At 41.1% G+C, this 17,674-nt stretch carries 20 protein-coding genes and 1 pseudogene; 18 read left to right on the top strand and 3 right to left on the bottom strand.

Features of this window, described 5'->3' with window-relative positions:
- The first annotated feature begins 121 nt into the window (after nucleotides 1-121).
- From EII37_RS05205 to EII37_RS05115, 18 genes and pseudogenes are all read left to right on the top strand, one after another.
- Nucleotides 122-1,159 (top strand): M42 family metallopeptidase, encoded by a 1,038-nt coding sequence (locus EII37_RS05205; RefSeq protein WP_124787812.1) that lies wholly within the window; start codon nucleotides 122-124, stop codon nucleotides 1,157-1,159.
- A 1-nt stretch (nucleotide 1,160) separates the two neighbouring features.
- Complete coding sequence (locus EII37_RS05200; protein WP_124787811.1) at nucleotides 1,161-1,631, top strand: HIT family protein; 471 nt, start codon at nucleotides 1,161-1,163, stop codon at nucleotides 1,629-1,631.
- A gap of 2 nt (nucleotides 1,632-1,633) precedes the next feature.
- Nucleotides 1,634-2,350 carry an LD-carboxypeptidase LdcB/DacB gene (ldcB, locus tag EII37_RS05195; protein WP_124787810.1) on the top strand — a complete coding sequence of 239 codons (717 nt, stop codon included), beginning with the start codon at nucleotides 1,634-1,636 and terminating at the stop codon, nucleotides 2,348-2,350.
- 122 nt (nucleotides 2,351-2,472) lie between these two features.
- The gene (gene rplK, locus EII37_RS05190) at nucleotides 2,473-2,898 is read left to right on the top strand and encodes a 50S ribosomal protein L11 (protein ID WP_001085807.1); all 426 of its coding nucleotides are present in this window, start codon (nucleotides 2,473-2,475) and stop codon (nucleotides 2,896-2,898) included.
- Nucleotides 2,899-3,104: 206 nt separating this feature from the next.
- On the top strand, nucleotides 3,105-3,794 hold the full coding sequence (gene rplA / locus EII37_RS05185; RefSeq protein WP_001085675.1) for a 50S ribosomal protein L1: 690 nt from the start codon (nucleotides 3,105-3,107) through the stop codon (nucleotides 3,792-3,794).
- Between the two features lie 487 nt (nucleotides 3,795-4,281).
- Nucleotides 4,282-5,040 (top strand): class I SAM-dependent methyltransferase, encoded by a 759-nt coding sequence (locus EII37_RS05180; RefSeq protein WP_124787809.1) that lies wholly within the window; start codon nucleotides 4,282-4,284, stop codon nucleotides 5,038-5,040.
- Between the two features lie 86 nt (nucleotides 5,041-5,126).
- Nucleotides 5,127-5,639, top strand: a complete 513-nt coding sequence (locus EII37_RS05175; protein WP_001049318.1) for an adenine phosphoribosyltransferase — start codon at nucleotides 5,127-5,129, stop codon at nucleotides 5,637-5,639.
- Between the two features lie 182 nt (nucleotides 5,640-5,821).
- On the top strand, nucleotides 5,822-6,766 hold the full coding sequence (gene metA, locus EII37_RS05170) for a homoserine O-succinyltransferase (protein ID WP_054367748.1): 945 nt from the start codon (nucleotides 5,822-5,824) through the stop codon (nucleotides 6,764-6,766).
- A gap of 8 nt (nucleotides 6,767-6,774) precedes the next feature.
- On the top strand, nucleotides 6,775-7,452 hold the full coding sequence (locus tag EII37_RS05165) for a DnaD domain-containing protein (protein ID WP_042750436.1): 678 nt from the start codon (nucleotides 6,775-6,777) through the stop codon (nucleotides 7,450-7,452).
- A gap of 97 nt (nucleotides 7,453-7,549) precedes the next feature.
- Nucleotides 7,550-8,308: a triose-phosphate isomerase gene (gene tpiA / locus EII37_RS05160; protein WP_124787808.1), complete on the top strand. Its 759-nt coding sequence runs from the start codon at nucleotides 7,550-7,552 to the stop codon at nucleotides 8,306-8,308.
- A gap of 75 nt (nucleotides 8,309-8,383) precedes the next feature.
- A pseudogene (locus EII37_RS05155) lies at nucleotides 8,384-8,784 on the top strand (ATP-binding cassette domain-containing protein); the annotation flags it as partial.
- 159 nt (nucleotides 8,785-8,943) lie between these two features.
- Nucleotides 8,944-9,462, top strand: coding sequence for a DNA starvation/stationary phase protection protein (locus EII37_RS05150; RefSeq protein ID WP_061477804.1), 519 nt, complete (start codon nucleotides 8,944-8,946; stop codon nucleotides 9,460-9,462).
- Between the two features lie 206 nt (nucleotides 9,463-9,668).
- Nucleotides 9,669-10,007: a zinc ribbon domain-containing protein YjdM gene (locus EII37_RS05140; RefSeq protein WP_001061584.1), complete on the top strand. Its 339-nt coding sequence runs from the start codon at nucleotides 9,669-9,671 to the stop codon at nucleotides 10,005-10,007.
- A gap of 2 nt (nucleotides 10,008-10,009) precedes the next feature.
- Entirely contained in the window at nucleotides 10,010-10,639 is a 630-nt protein-coding gene (locus EII37_RS05135) for a Pr6Pr family membrane protein (RefSeq protein WP_124787806.1), read from the top strand.
- A 239-nt stretch (nucleotides 10,640-10,878) separates the two neighbouring features.
- Nucleotides 10,879-12,030, top strand: a complete 1,152-nt coding sequence (locus EII37_RS05130; RefSeq protein WP_124787805.1) for an MFS transporter — start codon at nucleotides 10,879-10,881, stop codon at nucleotides 12,028-12,030.
- A gap of 98 nt (nucleotides 12,031-12,128) precedes the next feature.
- On the top strand, nucleotides 12,129-12,878 hold the full coding sequence (gene truA, locus EII37_RS05125; protein WP_124787804.1) for a tRNA pseudouridine(38-40) synthase TruA: 750 nt from the start codon (nucleotides 12,129-12,131) through the stop codon (nucleotides 12,876-12,878).
- Entirely contained in the window at nucleotides 12,868-13,632 is a 765-nt protein-coding gene (locus EII37_RS05120) for a bifunctional hydroxymethylpyrimidine kinase/phosphomethylpyrimidine kinase (protein WP_124787803.1), read from the top strand. Before truA ends, EII37_RS05120 begins: the two co-directional genes overlap by 11 nt.
- Nucleotides 13,619-14,080: an ECF transporter S component gene (locus EII37_RS05115; protein WP_124787802.1), complete on the top strand. Its 462-nt coding sequence runs from the start codon at nucleotides 13,619-13,621 to the stop codon at nucleotides 14,078-14,080. Before EII37_RS05120 ends, EII37_RS05115 begins: the two co-directional genes overlap by 14 nt.
- Nucleotides 14,081-14,334: 254 nt before the next feature.
- Here EII37_RS05115 and EII37_RS05110 read toward each other — a convergent pair whose 3' ends face one another.
- From EII37_RS05110 to murT, 3 genes are all read right to left on the bottom strand, one after another.
- On the bottom strand, nucleotides 14,335-15,417 hold the full coding sequence (locus EII37_RS05110) for a Xaa-Pro peptidase family protein (RefSeq protein ID WP_124787801.1): 1,083 nt from the start codon (nucleotides 15,415-15,417) through the stop codon (nucleotides 14,335-14,337).
- Between the two features lie 127 nt (nucleotides 15,418-15,544).
- A complete protein-coding gene (gene gatD, locus EII37_RS05105) occupies nucleotides 15,545-16,327 on the bottom strand; it encodes a lipid II isoglutaminyl synthase subunit GatD (protein ID WP_124787800.1) in 783 nt (260 codons plus the stop codon).
- Complete coding sequence (gene murT / locus EII37_RS05100; RefSeq protein WP_124787799.1) at nucleotides 16,327-17,670, bottom strand: lipid II isoglutaminyl synthase subunit MurT; 1,344 nt, start codon at nucleotides 17,668-17,670, stop codon at nucleotides 16,327-16,329. Before murT ends, gatD begins: the two co-directional genes overlap by 1 nt.
- Nucleotides 17,671-17,674 lie beyond the last annotated feature (4 nt).

The following is a 17,674-nucleotide window of genomic DNA, read 5'->3' as shown; positions in this document are numbered from 1 at the left end:
CTAGTTTGCTCTTTGATTTTCATTGAGTATAAAATCACTTTTGTAGCCAGTCTACAGGAGTGATTTTCTTTTTTTATCCGATGATAAATGTGTTATAATAGGTAGCAAAAGGGGTGAAGAAATGAATCAAACAGTAGAATATATCAAAGAGCTGACAGCCATTGCATCGCCAACGGGCTTTACTCGTGAGATTTCGGACTATTTAGTCAAGACTATAGAAGGTTTTGGTTATCAGCCAGTTCGTACAGCCAAGGGTGGTGTCAATGTGACCATTAAAGGTCGAAATGATGAAGAGCATCGCTATGTGACTGCCCATGTGGATACGCTGGGTGCCATTGTCCGTGCTGTCAAACCAGACGGTCGTCTCAAAATGGACCGTATTGGTGGTTTTCCTTGGAACATGATTGAAGGAGAAAACTGTACCGTTCACGTAGCTAGCACAGGTCAAAAGATATCAGGAACCATCCTTATCCACCAAACTTCTTGCCATGTCTACAAGGATGCAGGAACTGCAGAACGCACGCAAGACAATATGGAAGTGCGTTTGGACGTCAAAGTAACAAATGAAAAAGAAACTCGTGCCTTGGGGATCGAGGTCGGTGATTTTATCAGCTTTGACCCACGAACTGTCGTGACAGAGACAGGTTTTATCAAGTCTCGTCATTTGGACGATAAGGTCAGTGCAGCGATTTTGCTTAACCTGCTTCGTATCTATAAGGAAGAGAAGATTGAATTGCCAGTAACAACCCATTTTGCTTTTTCAGTCTTTGAAGAAGTGGGACACGGTGCTAACTCTAATATCCCTGCTCAGGTAGTAGAATATCTGGCTGTGGATATGGGAGCTATGGGAGATGACCAGCAGACAGACGAATACACAGTGTCTATCTGTGTCAAGGATGCTTCAGGTCCTTATCACTATGACTTCCGTCAACACTTGGTTGCCTTGGCGAAAGAGAAAGATATTCCATTTAAGTTGGATATCTATCCATTTTATGGTTCGGACGCTTCAGCAGCCATGTCTGCAGGGGCAGAGGTCAAGCATGCCCTTCTTGGTGCGGGTATCGAATCTAGTCATTCTTATGAGCGTACTCATATTGATTCGGTGGCCGCAACGGAACGTATGGTTGATGCTTACCTTAAGAGCGCATTGGTAGACTAATATGTGCCTGATTTGCCAGAGAATTGCCCTCATCAAAGCTGGGGAAAATCCCTATTTTGTCAAAGAGTTGGAAACAGGCTATTTTGTCATTGGAGATCACCAGTATTTTGCAGGCTATAGTCTTTTTCTAGCCAAGGAACATGTCACCGAATTGCACCATTTAGAAAAGGAAGCAAGACTCCGTTTTCTAGAGGAAATGAGTTTAGTCCAAGAGGCAGTTGCTAAGGCCTTTGATGCCGAGAAAATGAATATCGAACTGCTAGGCAATGGTGATGCACATCTTCATTGGCATCTGTTTCCTAGACGAACAGGTGATATGAATGGCCATGGTCTCAAGGGACGTGGGCCAGTTTGGTGGGTTCCTTTTGAAGAAATGACAGCAGAAACCTGCCAAGCAAAATCGGATGAGATTAAAAGATTAGTCGAACGTCTATCGTTAGAAGTAGATAACCTATTAGAAATAAAGGAGTAGAAATGAAAAAAAGATACCTTATCTTGACAGCCTTGCTAGCCATGAGTCTAGCAGCTTGTTCACAAGAAAAAGCAAAAAATGAAGATGGCGCAGCTAAGACAGAACAAACAGCTAAAGCTGATGGAACAGTCGGAAATAAGTCTCAAGAAGCCACCCAGAAAAAAGCAGAAGTGGTCAATAAAGGAGACTACTACAGTATCCAAGGGAAATACGATGAAATCATCGTAGCAAATAAACACTATCCATTGTCGAAAGACTACAATCCAGGGGAAAATCCAACAGCCAAGGCAGAGTTGCTCAAGCTCATTAAAGCGATGCAAGAGGCAGGTTTCCCAATTAGTGATCATTATAGTGGTTTTAGAAGTTATGAAACTCAGACCAAGCTCTATCAAGATTATGTCAATCAAGATGGGAAAGAAGCTGCCGACCGTTACTCTGCTCGTCCTGGCTATAGCGAGCACCAGACAGGCTTGGCCTTTGATGTGATTAGCACAAATGGAGAATTGGTGACAGAAGAAAAAGCAGCCCAATGGCTCTTGGACCATGCGGCTGATTATGGCTTTGTTGTCCGTTATCTCAAAGGTAAAGAAAAAGAAACGGGATATATGGCTGAAGAATGGCACCTTCGTTATGTCGGAAAAGAAGCAAAAGAAATTGCTGAGAGTGGTCTCAGTTTGGAAGAATACTACGGCTTTGAAGGCGGAGATTACGTCGATTAAAAAATAAACTTTTCTCTTGCAATTCTAGATAAATAGTGTATAATAGATGGGTATGTGTAAAGCATACTTGTGGGAGGTAAAAATCTTTAATTACCGCCAAAACCACAAAGGAGGATTTAAAAATGGCTAAAAAAGTCGAAAAACTTGTAAAATTGCAAATCCCTGCTGGTAAAGCTACACCAGCTCCACCGGTTGGACCTGCTCTTGGTCAAGCTGGTATCAACATCATGGGATTCACAAAAGAGTTCAACGCTCGTACAGCTGACCAAGCTGGGATGATCATTCCAGTTGTTATCTCAGTTTACGAAGATAAATCATTTACTTTCATCACTAAAACACCACCAGCTGCTGTTCTTTTGAAAAAAGCTGCAGGTGTTGAAAAAGGATCAGGTACACCTAACAAAACTAAAGTTGCTACAGTTACTCGTGCACAAGTACAAGAAATTGCAGAAACTAAGATGCCAGATTTGAACGCAGCAAACGTAGAGTCTGCAATGCGTATGATCGAAGGTACTGCTCGTTCTATGGGATTCACTGTTGTTGACTAATTAATAACACAGTAGAAAATCTCACAGCAGTCTATTAGTTGCTTTTCATACTAGGCAAGTGACTGAAGCTTGTACTTAGGTACAGCAAGGGAGCTTAACGAAGTAGGAAAAAAATCTAATAGACTGAAAACCCGCAAGACTTCATCATTTCGAGGAGTGACGTGGGAGATGAAAATCGATTGAACCACTTACAAGGAGAATAGAAAATGGCTAAAAAAAGCAAACAACTTCGTGCTGCTCTTGAGAAAATCGACAGCACAAAAGCATACAGCGTAGAAGAAGCTGTAGCACTTGCAAAAGAAACTAACTTTGCAAAATTTGACGCAACTGTAGAAGTTGCTTACAACTTGAACATCGACGTTAAAAAAGCTGACCAACAAATCCGTGGAGCAATGGTATTGCCAAACGGTACTGGTAAAACTTCACGCGTTCTTGTTTTCGCACGTGGTGCAAAAGCTGAAGAAGCAAAAGCTGCTGGTGCAGACTTTGTTGGTGAAGATGACCTTGTTGCTAAAATCAACGACGGTTGGTTGGACTTCGACGTAGTTATCGCTACACCTGACATGATGGCTCTAGTTGGACGTCTTGGACGTGTCCTTGGACCACGTAACTTGATGCCAAACCCTAAAACTGGTACTGTAACTATGGATGTTGCTAAAGCAGTTGAAGAGTCTAAAGGTGGTAAAATCACTTACCGTGCTGACCGTGCAGGTAACGTTCAAGCAATTATCGGTAAAGTATCATTTGAAGCTGAAAAATTGGTTGAAAACTTCAAAGCTTTCAACGAAACAATCCAAAAAGCAAAACCAGCTACAGCTAAAGGAACTTACGTAACAAACTTGACTATCACAACTACTCAAGGTGTTGGTATCAAAGTTGACGTAAACTCACTTTAATCAGTAGTTTATATCATAGAACGAGTACGAAAGTGCTCGTTTTTTTAGGTACGACGGGCATTCCGTTCATCTGAGGTGTAAGTCCTCTGTGGGTACCATATACTAGTAAACCCAAAAGTGATTCCCAAGCCTGACTATTGTGAGTAGCTGATCGAGCGGCATTAGGATAGACTTTTTAAGTCTGACGCTGGAAATAAGAACCGGCAGAGAAAGAGATAGATAAATCTTGGCTATACGAATAGGCACGTAATAGTAAAGCGTATATAGCGGATAAGGAGGCCAGCAACTCTAAAGTACAAATATGTAGTCGTAACCTATATGCGTAAACTACGTGAGCAATTAAATTCGAACTAGAGAGGTGATTAATAGATTTATGCTATAGTCATGGCAGACTATATGCGTTTGATTATAGTTCATCAAATAATAGATTAGAATTGTTAGATAATATAATTTTATGTTATAATGAAGAAAAAATAGAGGTGTTCAAATGTCAGAAGCAGGTCATAAGTTTTTAGCAAAATTGGGGAAAAAACGCTTACGTCCAGGCGGAAAACGTGCCACAGATTGGTTAATTGCAGAAGGAGGATTTTCAAAAGAAAAGAGAATACTAGAGGTTGCGTGCAATAGGGGAACTACAGCAATTGAGTTGGCACAGCGTTTTGGTTGTAAGATAACTGCTGTTGATATGGATGGACAAGCTTTAGAAGTGGCTAAAAAATCTGCTGAAATGGCAGGTGTTAGTCATTTGATCAGATTTGAAAGAGCAAATGCAATGAAACTTCCTTATGGAGATGCTAGTTTTGATATTGTTATAAACGAAGCTATGCTGACTATGCAAGCCGATCAAGCTAAGAAAAAATGTGTAATGGAATATCTAAGGGTTTTAAAACCTGAAGGTCTTCTCTTGACACATGATGTTCTTCTTAAGGAAGCTAAAGAGTCTATCAGACAGGAATTGTCACAAGCAATTCATGTAAATGTAGGGCCTTTAACTCAAGATGGTTGGGAACAGGTGATGATAGAATCAGGTTATCGTGATGTGAAAGTATTGACTGGTGAAATGACATTAATGAAATTATCAGGTATGATTTATGACGAAGGTTGGCTAGGAACTTTGAAAATTTGCGTAAATGCTTGTAAAAAGGAGAATAGAAAGCAGTTTTTAACTATGTATAAAATGTTCGCTAAGAATAAAAAGAAATTGGGCTTTATTGCCATGGCTAGTTATAAATCGTCAAATCGTTAGATAATCATTGAAGTTAACTTTTCCTTTTTTCTTTCTTAAAAAATATGCTATAATAGAGAGTAAAAAACTTTGAAAGAAAGAAAAAGATGAATTTAAAAGATTACATTGCAACAATTGAAAATTATCCAAAGGAAGGGATTACCTTCCGTGATATCAGTCCTTTGATGGCTGATGGAAATGCTTATAGCTATGCTGTTCGTGAAATCGTTCAGTATGCTACTGACAAGAAAATTGATATGATTGTAGGGCCTGAAGCTCGTGGTTTTATCGTGGGTTGTCCAGTTGCCTTTGAGTTGGGAATTGGTTTTGCGCCTGTTCGTAAGCCAGGTAAATTGCCACGCGAAGTTATTTCTGCTGATTATGAAAAAGAGTACGGTGTTGATACCTTGACTATGCACGCGGATGCCATCAAGCCAGGTCAACGTGTTCTTATCGTAGATGACCTCTTAGCAACAGGTGGAACTGTTAAGGCAACCATCGAGATGATTGAAAAACTTGGTGGTGTTGTAGCAGGTTGTGCTTTCCTTGTTGAATTGGATGAATTGAACGGCCGTGAAAAAATCGGTGACTACGACTACAAAGTTTTGATGCATTATTAATGAAAAACAGTCCCTAGGGCTGTTTTCTCTACATTAGGATATAAAAATAGACTATAGCTAGTTAGAGAAAAACTATAATTGAAAACTATATCTTCTTGCAGTATAATAAAAGGACTAAGTGTTTGAGATTTGGCTTCAAACATATGCAATTATTCCTGAAAGAGTACAGTTAGGAGAGGGTTATGCCTATTCGAATTGATAAAAAATTGCCAGCTGTTGAGATTTTACGGACAGAGAATATCTTTGTCATGGATGATCAACGTGCTGCACACCAAGATATTCGTCCCTTGAAGATTTTAATTTTAAATCTCATGCCACAGAAAATGGTCACAGAGACCCAGTTGTTGCGCCACTTGGCTAATACACCCCTGCAACTGGATATTGATTTTCTCTATATGGAAAGCCACCGTTCTAAGACAACTCGTTCAGAGCACATGGAGACCTTTTATAAAACTTTTCCTGAAGTTAAGGACGAGTATTTTGATGGCATGATTATCACGGGTGCTCCAGTTGAGCATTTACCATTTGAGGAAGTGGACTATTGGGAGGAATTCAGTCAGGTAATCGAGTGGTCCAAGACCCACGTCTATTCGACGCTTCATATCTGCTGGGGTGCTCAGGCTGGTCTTTATCTGCGTTATGGGGTGGAAAAATACCAGATGGACAGTAAATTATCAGGTATCTATCCTCAGGATACTTTAAAAGAAGGACACCTTCTCTTTAGAGGCTTTGACGATAGCTATGTATCTCCTCATTCACGGCATACGGAGATTTCTAAGGAAGAGGTCTTAAACAAAACCAATCTCGAGATTTTATCAGAGGGTCCTCAGGTTGGGGTTTCGATTTTGGCTAGTCGTGATTTACGAGAAATTTATAGTTTTGGGCATTTGGAATATGATCGTGATACTTTAGCAAAAGAGTATTTCCGAGATCGTGATGCAGGTTTGGATCCACATATTCCAGAAAATTACTTTAAGGATGATGATGTCAACCAGACACCTTGTCTTTGTTGGTCTTCATCTGCAGCTCTCTTTTTCAGTAACTGGGTGAATTATGCAGTCTATCAGGAAACCCCTTTTGACTGGAGAAAAATAGAAGATGATGCATCTGCATTTGGGTATTTATAAGAGGAATTATGACATATTTAGACGCTTTTAAATCAGGGAACTTGGTTTTACCGAGTGCCCTGCTCTTGCATTTTAAGGAACTCTTTCCTTCTAGCGACGATTTTCTGGTCTGGCAATTTTTCTATTTGCAAAATACGACAGGTTTGGAAGAGATGTCTCCAAGCCAGATTGCTGAAAGGATTGGCAAGGAAATTTCGGATGTCAATCAGGCTATTTCCAATCTGACGGAGAGGGGACTGCTTCAGTATCGAACTATCGAATTGAATGGTGAAATTGAATTGCTTTTTGATGCTAGTTTGGCATTAGAACGTTTGGATGACCTGCTTGGAGCAGTTCATTCAAGTTCAGACCAGCTGACACCCCAAAACCAGCTTAAGGATTTGGTGGAAACTTTCCAGCAGGAGTTAGGGCGCTTATTGACTCCTTTTGAGATTGAGGATTTGACCAAGACACTAAAGGAAGATGGAACCAGTGCTGACTTGATTAAGGAAGCTCTTCGTGAAGCGGTTTTGAATGGCAAACCAAACTGGAAGTACATTCAGGCGATTTTGAGAAATTGGCGCCATGAAGGTATCAAAAGTGTGGCTCAAATCGAGGCTAAACGGGCAGAGAGAGAAGCAAGCAATCCTCAGTTGACACAGGTATCTGCAGATTTTAGAAATGCTATGGATCTCTGGAAGGATTAATCCTTGTAAGCAGGTTTGAAATCCGAGTAAGATTTGCAAGCTGTGTCTAATTGTGATAAAATAAGTAGAAAATAAATTGAAAAAAGAGGTATGTGAAATGTCACGTAAACCATTTATCGCTGGTAACTGGAAAATGAACAAAAATCCAGAAGAGGCTAAAGCATTCGTTGAAGCAGTTGCATCAAAACTTCCTTCATCAGATCTTGTTGAAGCAGGTATCGCAGTTCCAGCTCTTGATTTGACAACTGTTCTTGCTGCTGCAAAAGGCTCAAACCTTAAAGTTGCTGCTCAAAACTGCTACTTTGAAAATGCAGGTGCTTTCACTGGTGAAACAAGCCCACAAGTTTTGAAAGAAATCGGTACTGACTACGTTGTTATCGGTCACTCAGAACGCCGTGACTACTTCCATGAAACTGACGAAGATATCAACAAAAAAGCAAAAGCAATCTTTGCAAACGGTATGCTTCCAATCATCTGTTGTGGTGAGTCACTTGAAACTTACGAAGCTGGTAAAGCTGCTGAATTTGTAGGTGCTCAAGTATCTGCTGCATTGGCTGGATTGACTGCTGAACAAGTTGCTGCCTCAGTTATCGCTTATGAGCCAATCTGGGCTATCGGTACTGGTAAATCAGCTTCACAAGATGACGCACAAAAAATGTGTAAAGTTGTTCGTGACGTTGTAGCTGCTGACTTTGGTAAAGAAGTTGCGGATAAAGTTCGTGTTCAATACGGTGGTTCTGTTAAACCTGAGAACGTTGCTTCATACATGGCTTGTCCAGACGTTGACGGTGCCCTTGTTGGTGGTGCGTCACTTGAAGCTGAAAGCTTCTTGGCATTGCTTGACTTTGTAAAATAATCGACTCTTTATCAACATTATTGGGTTGAAGAAAAGCTAAAATCGAGAAAGGACAAATATCGTCCTTTCTTTTTTGCTACTAAAGCGGCTAATGTAGACCATTTTATTCGAACCATTCCTGGTGGTTACAATATGGAGATGAAGCAATAGTCAAGTAATATTTCCCTCGGGCAAAAACAACTCTTGACCATCGCGCGTGCTCTCTAACCAATTTTAAAATTCTTATTTTTGATGAAGCGACTTCCTCTGTTGATACCCGTTTGGAACTCTTGATTCAAAAAATCACGAAACGATTGATGAAAGGAAGGACCAGCTTTGTCATTGCACCTCGCCTTTCGACCATTCAAGAAGCAAATAAGATTCTCGTTCTTAAGGATGGACAGATTATTGAGCAGGGAAATTACGAAAGCTCACTCCAAGCAAAAGGCTTTTATTATGAACTTTACCAAAGCCAATTTTCAAGCCAATCTGATTAAATCAGCTAATAAAATAATGTCAAACTTTTCTTAAATTATCAGTCTATTGCAACTTTTCTCATGTGAGTCTTTTGGCTTGCTATTGGTTTTTTTTAGTAGTATACTAAGGTAGTAATCATTAAGCAGTGGTTACAAAAAATAATGAATGAGGTAAAAACAATGGTAGAATTGAAAAAAGAAGCAGTAAAAGACGTAACATCATTAACAAAAGCAGCACCAGTAGCATTGGCAAAAACAAAGGAAGTCTTGAACCAAGCTGTTGCTGATTTGTACGTAGCCCACGTTGCTTTGCATCAAGTACACTGGTACATGCGTGGTCGTGGTTTCCTTGTATGGCATCCAAAAATGGATGAGTACATGGATGCTCTTGATGGTCAATTAGATGAAATCAGCGAACGCTTGATTACACTTGGTGGAAGCCCATTCTCTACTTTGACAGAATTCCTTCAAAACAGTGAAATCGAAGAAGAAGCTGGTGAATACCGTAATGTTGAAGAAAGCTTGGAACGTGTCCTTGTTATCTACCGTTATTTGTCAGAACTCTTCCAAAAAGGTTTGGATATCACTGATGAAGAAGGTGACGATGTGACAAACGGTATCTTTGCAGATGCTAAAACTGAAACTGATAAAACAATCTGGATGCTTGCAGCAGAACTTGGACAAGCACCTGGTTTATAATATAAATGCACCCCTTTCTATCATGAGTTTCTGTATCACTACTCATGATAAACTATCTTTTAAAAATCATGTAGCAGAAAAGTTACATGATTTTTTCTTTACTCCTCCGGCGACTCATTTGTCAAAATGCTGATTTTAAGGTATAATAGTTGCTGTTCGAGAAATTTTGATTTTCAAAGAATAGTGAATGATGATAAGGAGAAACCATGAACAACCTACCAAATTGCCCAAAATGTAATTCAGAGTATGTCTACGAAGACGGTGCCCTACTGGTTTGCCCAGAGTGTGCTCATGAGTGGAATCCTGCTGAAGTTGCAGATGTAGAAGAGGGCCTTGTTGCTATCGATGCCAACGGGAATAAATTGGCTGACGGTGATACAGTAACCCTCATCAAGGACTTGAAAGTAAAAGGTGCGCCAAAAGATTTGAAACAAGGGACGCGCGTGAAAAATATCCGCATCGTAGAAGGCGACCACAATATCGACTGTAAGATTGATGGCTTCGGTGCCATGAAACTCAAATCAGAGTTTGTGAAGAAAATTTAAGCATGTCAAAAAACTACAAACTTACATTTTATAGCCGTATCTTCTTGTTTCTAGCGGCTTTTACGGGAGTTTATCTTGAAATCGCCAAGCATGGTGGATTTGGGATGCTTCTCTATTACACGGTTCTGTCCAACCTCTTAGTAGCGATTTTTACGCTCTATCTACTAAAGGTTATGAGCCGTTTAGGTGAAAACTGGCAAAGGCCAAGTCTCCTGCGCTTAAAAGGTGGGGTCACCATGAGTATCATGATTACCTGTGTGATTTACCATTTCCTTTTAGCGCCCATTGCGACTAATTTCTATACTCTGGAAAATTTCCTTTGCCACTATATTGTTCCCCTCTGGTTTTTAGCAGATACCCTCTTTTTTGACAAACAGGGTCAATATAAAATCTGGGATCCAGTTGTGTGGACGATTTTACCCTTGCTGTATATGATTTTTGCTCTTTTTAATGGCTTGGTACTGAAACTAGAAATTCCTAATTCTAAGGTCAGTCCCTTCCCTTACTTCTTTTTGAATGTGAACAAGGGGTGGGATGTCGTGTTCAAGTGGTGTCTGATTATCTTTGTTGCCTATATGGTGGCAGGATTTATCTTCTACTTTATTAAGCAAATCAAGAGAAAGTCATCCTAATACTCTTCGAAAATCTCTTCAAACCACGTCAGTTTCCATCTGCAACCTCAAAACACTGCTTTGAGCAACCTGCGGCTAGCTTCCTAGTTTGCTTTTTGATTTTCATTGAGTATAAGACACAAGAGATTCATTTTCGAGTTTAAGAAGGAGTCTATACACCCAAGAGGCTTTTTCTTTTCTTGCCTGTTTGATAATTATCAAAAAATTAGAAGATTAAGAGAAATATAGAAAGAGATTTCATGAAACAATTTTTAGAACGGGCCAGTATTTTGGCTCTCTCCCTCGTTTTGATTACATCCTTTTCCATCTCGAGTGCCCTGCCAGCCATGTTTGACTATTATCAAGGCTATCCTAAGGAACAAATTGAGCTCTTGGCGAGCTTGCCTTCTTTCGGGATCATGATTATGTTACTACTAAATGGTTTCTTAGAAAAAATATTTCCTGAGCGCTTACAGATTAGTCTGGGCTTGCTGATTTTATCACTCAGCGGGACGGCTCCCTTCTGGTATCAAGCCTACCCCTTTGTTTTTGGAACACGGATTCTTTTTGGTTTGGGTGTTGGGATGATCAATGCTAAGGCCATTTCCATTATCAGTAAACGTTATCAAGGAAAAACGCGAATTCAGATGCTAGGGTTACGCGGTTCTGCAGAGGTCGTTGGGGCTTCTCTCATTACCTTAGCAGTCGGCCAGTTGTTGGCCTTTGGTTGGACAGCTACCTTCCTAGCCTATAGTGCTGGATTTTTGGTGCTGACCCTTTATCTGCTCTTTGTCCCTTATGGAAAGGAAAAGAAAGAAGTCAAGAAAAAGGAGAAGGAAGCAAGTCGCTTAACTCGGGAAATGAAAGGCTTGATTTTTATCCTAGCTATTGAAGCAGCAGTTGTAGTTTGTACCAATACGGCTATTACCATCCGTATTCCAAGTTTGATGGTGGAAAGAGGGCTTGGAGATGCCCAGTTATCTAGTTTTGTTCTTAGTGTCATGCAGTTGATCGGGATTGTGGCTGGTGTGAGTTTTTCTTTCTTGATTTCTATCTTTAAAGAGAAACTGCTCCTCTGGTCTGGTATTACCTTTGGTTTGGGGCAAATTGTGATTGCCCTCTCTCCATCCTTGTGGGTGGTAGTGGCAGGAAGTATTCTGGCTGGTTTTGCCTACAGTGTAGCCTTGACGACAGTTTTTCAACTTGTCTCTGAAAGAATTCCAGCTAAACTCCTCAATCAAGCAACTTCATTTGCTGTATTAGGCTGTAGTTTCGGAGCCTTTACGACACCATTCGTTCTAAGTGCAATTGGCTTATTAACTCACAATGGGATGCTGGTCTTTACAATTTTGGGAGTTTGGTTGATTGTAACTTCTATCTTTGTCATGCACCTACTTCAAAAGAGAGCTTAGGATTGGTTCCTAAGTTTTTCTTTTTAGAATTTTTGTACCCATACAGTATTTATTTTAGGACCTTGTCTACAGACTAATTTCTTGATAGAATAGAAGTTATGACAAGATACAAAGCAACTATTTCATATGATGGTTACTCCTTTGCTGGTTTTCAACGCCAGACCCATGCGCGGAGCGTTCAGGAGGAAATTGAAAAAACCTTGACGAAACTCAATAAAGGGAAAGCAATCACTGTTCACGGTGCTGGTAGGACTGATAGTGGGGTTCATGCTTTGGGACAGGTCATTCATTTTGACCTGCCCCATCAGATGGATGAGGAGAAGCTCCGTTTTGCTCTAGACACTCAGTCACCTGAAGATATTGATGTGATTTCGATTGAGCTTGTGGCAGATGATTTTCATTGCCGTTATGCCAAGCACAGCAAGACCTATGAGTTTATTGTGGATAGGGGTCGTCCTAAAAATCCCATGCGCCGTCACTATGCTACTCACTTTCCCTACCCGCTTGACGTGGAACGCATGCAGATTGCAATCAAAAAGCTAGAGGGCACCCACGATTTCACAGGCTTTACAGCCTCTGGAACCAGTGTGGAGGATAAGGTTCGCACCATCACAGAAGCTAGTCTCAGGGTTGATGAGACAGGCCAGTTTTTGACTTTCACCTTTTCAGGAAATGGTTTCTTGTATAAACAGATTCGCAATATGGTGGGGACGCTGCTCAAAATCGGAAATAATCGTATGCCAGTAGAGCAGATTGACCTCATCTTGGAGAAAAAGGACAGGCAGCTTGCAGGTCCCACTGCAGCACCAAATGGTTTGTATTTAAAGGAGATTCGTTATGAAGAATAATCGTATTTTAGCACTTTCTGGAAATGATATTTTTAGTGGTGGTGGTTTGTCCGCTGATTTGGCTACCTATACCTTGAACGGCTTGCATGGTTTTGTAGCAGTGACTTGCTTGACAGCCTTGACAGAAAAAGGATTTGAAGTCTTTCCAACTGACGATACCATTTTTCAACATGAATTAGATAGCTTGCGTGATGTCGAGTTTGGGGGAATTAAGATTGGTCTTCTACCAACTGTCAGTGTGGCTGAGAAGGCTTTGTACTTTATCAAGCAACGCCCAGGAGTGCCTGTGGTTCTGGATCCTGTATTGGTCTGCAAGGAAACGCACGACGTAGCAGTTAGTGAACTCTGCCAAGAGTTGATTCGTTTTTTCCCTTATGTCAGTGTGATTACGCCTAATCTTCCTGAAGCAGAATTACTAGCAGATCAAGAGATTAAAACCCTTGAAGATATGAAAACTGCAGCACAGAAATTGCATGACTTAGGAGCGCCAGCAGTCATTATCAAGGGAGGCAATCGCCTTAGTCAGGACAAGGCTGTGGATGTCTTTTATGACGGACAAAACTTTACAGTACTAGAAAATCCTGTCATCCAAGGGCAAAATGCTGGCGCAGGTTGTACCTTTGCCTCTAGCATTGCCAGTCACTTGGTTAAAGGTTATGAACTTTTAGCAGCAGTAGAAAGCTCTAAGGCTTTCGTTTACCGTGCCATTGCACAAGCAGATCAGTATGGAGTAAGACAATATGAAGCAAACTAAAACAACTAAAATCGCCCTTGTATCCCTATTAACCGCCCTTTCTGTGGTTCTAGGTTATTTCTTAAAAATTCCAACACCGACAGGAATTCTAACTCTTTTAGATGCGGGTGTCTTCTTTACGGCCTTTTACTTTGGTAGTCGTGAAGGAGCTGTAGTCGGAGGACTAGCAGGTTTCTTGATTGACCTCTTATCAGGCTATCCTCAGTGGATGTTCTTTAGCTTGGTCAACCATGGCTTGCAGGGATTTTTCGCAGGATTTAAAGGAAAAGGTCAGTGGCTAGGCCTTATCTTAGCAACTGTTGCCATGGTAGGTGGCTACGCCTTAGGTTCTACTTTGATGAATGGCTGGGCTGCAGCTCTACCAGAAATTTTACCAAATTTCATGCAAAATATCGTGGGAATGGTTGTAGGGTTTGTGCTTAGTCAGAGTATTAAGAAAATTAAGTAAAGCGGCTGGAGAAAAGTTTTAAAAATCAGAAAAACGCATAATATCAGGTGTTGAAAAACCTTGATACTATGCGTTTTATTGTGGGAAGATTTTATACTCTTCGAAAATCTCTTCAAACCGCGTCAACGTCGCCTTACCGTAGATATGGTTACTGACTTCATCAGTCTTATCTACAACCTCAAAACAGTGTTTTGAGCAACCTGTGGCTAGTTTCCTAGTTTGCTCTTTGATTTTCATTGAGTATTAGATGAATATTAATCAAAATAAAGCAAGTCTTTGCTGGTGCTTGTAAAGAGGTCAAAGCCATCCTTGGTAACAACACCGCAGTCTTCGATACGGACACCGACTTTACCAGGGATATAGATACCTGGTTCAACAGAGAAGCACATGCCTTCTTCGATGACCATATCGTTTCCTTCCATGATAGATGGGAATTCGTGGACATCCATACCGATACCGTGACCAAGACGGTGGTTGAAGTACTCGCCGTAACCAGCTTTTTCGATGACCTCACGGGCAGCGCGGTCCACTTCATGGGCAGTCACACCTGGTTTGATAAAGTCAATAGCAGCTTGTTGGGCTTCAAGAGTCAAGTTGTAAATATCTTTCTTGAATTGGTCTGGTTTGCCGACAGCGACTGTACGAGTCATATCTGACGCATAGCCATTGACCAGAACACCCAGGTCAAAGAGGAGAAGAGCATCATTTTCAACCTTGTTGGCTGCTGGAATACCGTGTGGATTTGCAGCATTATTACCAGTCAAGACCATGGTATCAAAACTCATTTCATAGCCTTCACGTTTCATGGCAAAGTCGATTTGGGCGATGATATCTGTCTCAGTCTTATCAAGAGAAATATTATCAAAACCAACCTTAACAGCCTTGTCCGCATAGAGACCTGCAACCATCATTTTTTGCACTTCGTCAGCTGATTTGATGAGTCGCATACGTTGGATACGAGGAGTGAGGTTGTCAAATTCAGCAGTTTCAAAAACTGATTTCAAGCCATGATATTTAGTCAAGATGAGATTGTCAAACTCAACAGCTACACGTTTGAAGTCAAGTTGTGGAAGAGCATGTTTCATTTTTTGCCATGGATTTTCAGAATCCACATAGCCCACAACTGGGAAGGAAACAGTGCTACTTGCACGCTCTATCTCAAGGGCTGGGACAAAGAGAAGAGGTTCCTGATCTGCTAGGACAAAAAGGAACATTTGGCGTTCATGGGGATCACTGTAAAAGCCAGTGAGGTAATTAATTGTGACGGGGTCAGATACGACAGCGACGTCTAGTTTTTCTGATTCAAGATATGTTACGATTTGTTGTAATTTAGACATATGCTACCTTCTTTCTACCCCTCTATTTTGGCAAAAAAAGAGAGAAAATGCAAGGGAGAAGGGTAAAAGAACAGACAAAAAGAACTCCGACAAGATAACAGAGTTCTTTGATATAATTTCCTTTTGTTTAAGAAAAGTCAGCCTTGCTTTTGACGTCGCTGTATTCTTCAGCGATTTCTTGACTGAGAATGTTCTCATAAGCAGGGAGTTGAATGTCCTGACCATATTTCTTCTTGAGGGCAGTAGTGACTAGGCGATAAGCTAGATTGGCATTACGAGAGAGGATAGGCCCGTGGAAGTAAGAACCAAAGACATTCTTATAATGAACCCCTTCGCCGACCTTTTCTTCGTTATTTCCATTTCCATAGACAACCTGTCCCAGCGGTTTTTGGTCATCTGAGAGGAAGGTACGTCCTTGGTGGTTTTCAAATCCATAGTAGGTTTCATCGAAATCTTCATTGTGAATCTTGATGTCACCGATAAAACGGTTATTGGTCTGGTTGAGGGTGTAGTGCCCCATGACACCTAGCCCTTCGATACGTCTCCCTGAAGCTTCAATATAATATTGACCCAATAGTTGGAAACCACCGCAGATAGCCAGAACCACACCGTCGTTTTGGATGTAGTTGTCAATGCTTTCTTTTTTGGCAGGTAGGTCGTCTGCAATAATACTTTGTTCAAAGTCTTGACCACCACCGAAAAAGGCGATGTCATAGTGATTTTCATCAAAATCATCATGAAGTGAAACGATGTCAACCGTCACATGGGCTCCCAGTTTTTCAGCCACATACTTGAGCATGAGGATGTTTCCATTGTCCCCATAGGTATTCATGAGATTTCCGTAGAGGTGGGCAATGTTGAGCTGATAAGGGTAAATGCCATCTTTTGAGGAAAGTGAAGTATAAACCATTAGTTCATCTCCTTTCTAACAATCTGACGACTAGCCAGCAGTTCGCGGAATTCAAGCATAGCAGTATAGGTAGCCAGGATATAAGCATGCTTGCAGTCTTGGTTTTCAATAGTCTTAAGAACTTGTTCCAGACTACTTGTTTCAGTGATTTTCTCAGCTGGATAGCCTGTCACTCGGAGGCGACGTGCGATTTCAGAATGGCGCACACCGCCAGCGTTGATTTCAGTGATGTCCATGTCAGTGATTTGTTCAAAATCAGCATCCCAGATCCAGCTAGTGTCAATTCCATCTGCATAGTTGGCATTTAGGAGGACAGATAGGCTAAATGGGTAAGGAGCTAGTTTAATCATCTCGATAGCTTGGGTCGCACCGACTGGATTTTTAATCAAGACAAGGGTACATTCCTTGTCACCGATATGGAAGGTTTCTTGGCGTCCAAAGACAGCACGGCTCTTATCAAATCCTTGCTTGATTAGTTGTGAATCTGCACCAAGGAAACGGGCGATGGCAACCGCAGCTAAGGCGTTGTAGATATTGTAGAGTCCACCGATTTGGATACCATATTCTTGTCCGTCAATGACAAAACGAGAGTGATTGTTGGTCAACTCAACTAGTTCTGTCAAGCGATAATCGAGATCAGGACGTTTACATCCGCAGCCTTCACAGATATAGGCACCTAAGTTTGCATAGGTATTGTGCTCGTATTTGAGGATGCCTTGACAGTCAGGACAGAGAATCCCTTCGGTATTATAGTGAGCCAGCTGGGCTGGACCTTTCTCCAAGTCAAAACCAAAATACTCTACAGGATTTGGAATAGCTGGCTTGTGGAAAAGTGGACTGTCTCCATTAAGGAGAACAGTTGCAGTAGGTACCTTACGAATAGCATCCAAAATCATCTTGTAAGTAGTGTAAATCTCACCATAGCGGTCCATCTGGTCACGGAAGATATTCGTGATAACAAATAAGCTTGGCTGGATATAGTCACAGATACGAGATAGACTTGCTTCGTCAATCTCTAGGACGGCAATATTTTTCCCAGTTTTAGAAGATTTGGCTGTTAAGAAGGTTGTCGCAATTCCTGTAATCATGTTGGCACCGCTTGGGTTGGTAAGAACCTGACCATAAACCTCTTTTAAAATGCCGACAGTGAGGGCAGTTGTCAAGGTTTTTCCATTTGTTCCAGTGACCACGACAATCTCGTAGTTCTTAGCTAGGTTTTGTAAAATATCTTTATCAAATTGAAGGGCGACTTTTCCTGGGAGCGTACTTCCACGGCCAAGACGGCTTAAAATGAAGTGGGAAGAACGCCCAGCAAGAAGGCCCAAAGTAGTTTTTAATTTCATGTTT

Source organism: Streptococcus sp. OH4692_COT-348 (assembly GCF_003859975.1).
Lineage (GTDB): Bacteria > Bacillota > Bacilli > Lactobacillales > Streptococcaceae > Streptococcus.
This window is presented reverse-complemented; position numbering and strand designations above follow the sequence as displayed.

Bases quoted from the DNA above. Each gene is read 5' to 3' on its own strand.
- EII37_RS05205 (WP_124787812.1), top strand. From the start codon at position 122: ATGAATCAAACAGTAGAATATATCAAAGAGCTGACAGCCATTGCATCG.
- EII37_RS05200 (WP_124787811.1), top strand. From the start codon at position 1,161: ATGTGCCTGATTTGCCAGAGAATTGCCCTCATCAAAGCTGGGGAAAAT.
- ldcB (WP_124787810.1), top strand. From the start codon at position 1,634: ATGAAAAAAAGATACCTTATCTTGACAGCCTTGCTAGCCATGAGTCTA.
- rplK (WP_001085807.1), top strand. From the start codon at position 2,473: ATGGCTAAAAAAGTCGAAAAACTTGTAAAATTGCAAATCCCTGCTGGT.
- rplA (WP_001085675.1), top strand. From the start codon at position 3,105: ATGGCTAAAAAAAGCAAACAACTTCGTGCTGCTCTTGAGAAAATCGAC.
- EII37_RS05180 (WP_124787809.1), top strand. From the start codon at position 4,282: ATGTCAGAAGCAGGTCATAAGTTTTTAGCAAAATTGGGGAAAAAACGC.
- EII37_RS05175 (WP_001049318.1), top strand. From the start codon at position 5,127: ATGAATTTAAAAGATTACATTGCAACAATTGAAAATTATCCAAAGGAA.
- metA (WP_054367748.1), top strand. From the start codon at position 5,822: ATGCCTATTCGAATTGATAAAAAATTGCCAGCTGTTGAGATTTTACGG.
- EII37_RS05165 (WP_042750436.1), top strand. From the start codon at position 6,775: ATGACATATTTAGACGCTTTTAAATCAGGGAACTTGGTTTTACCGAGT.
- tpiA (WP_124787808.1), top strand. From the start codon at position 7,550: ATGTCACGTAAACCATTTATCGCTGGTAACTGGAAAATGAACAAAAAT.
- EII37_RS05150 (WP_061477804.1), top strand. From the start codon at position 8,944: ATGGTAGAATTGAAAAAAGAAGCAGTAAAAGACGTAACATCATTAACA.
- EII37_RS05140 (WP_001061584.1), top strand. From the start codon at position 9,669: ATGAACAACCTACCAAATTGCCCAAAATGTAATTCAGAGTATGTCTAC.
- EII37_RS05135 (WP_124787806.1), top strand. From the start codon at position 10,010: ATGTCAAAAAACTACAAACTTACATTTTATAGCCGTATCTTCTTGTTT.
- EII37_RS05130 (WP_124787805.1), top strand. From the start codon at position 10,879: ATGAAACAATTTTTAGAACGGGCCAGTATTTTGGCTCTCTCCCTCGTT.
- truA (WP_124787804.1), top strand. From the start codon at position 12,129: ATGACAAGATACAAAGCAACTATTTCATATGATGGTTACTCCTTTGCT.
- EII37_RS05120 (WP_124787803.1), top strand. From the start codon at position 12,868: ATGAAGAATAATCGTATTTTAGCACTTTCTGGAAATGATATTTTTAGT.
- EII37_RS05115 (WP_124787802.1), top strand. From the start codon at position 13,619: ATGAAGCAAACTAAAACAACTAAAATCGCCCTTGTATCCCTATTAACC.
- EII37_RS05110 (WP_124787801.1), bottom strand. From the start codon at position 15,417: ATGTCTAAATTACAACAAATCGTAACATATCTTGAATCAGAAAAACTA.
- gatD (WP_124787800.1), bottom strand. From the start codon at position 16,327: ATGGTTTATACTTCACTTTCCTCAAAAGATGGCATTTACCCTTATCAG.
- murT (WP_124787799.1), bottom strand. From the start codon at position 17,670: ATGAAATTAAAAACTACTTTGGGCCTTCTTGCTGGGCGTTCTTCCCAC.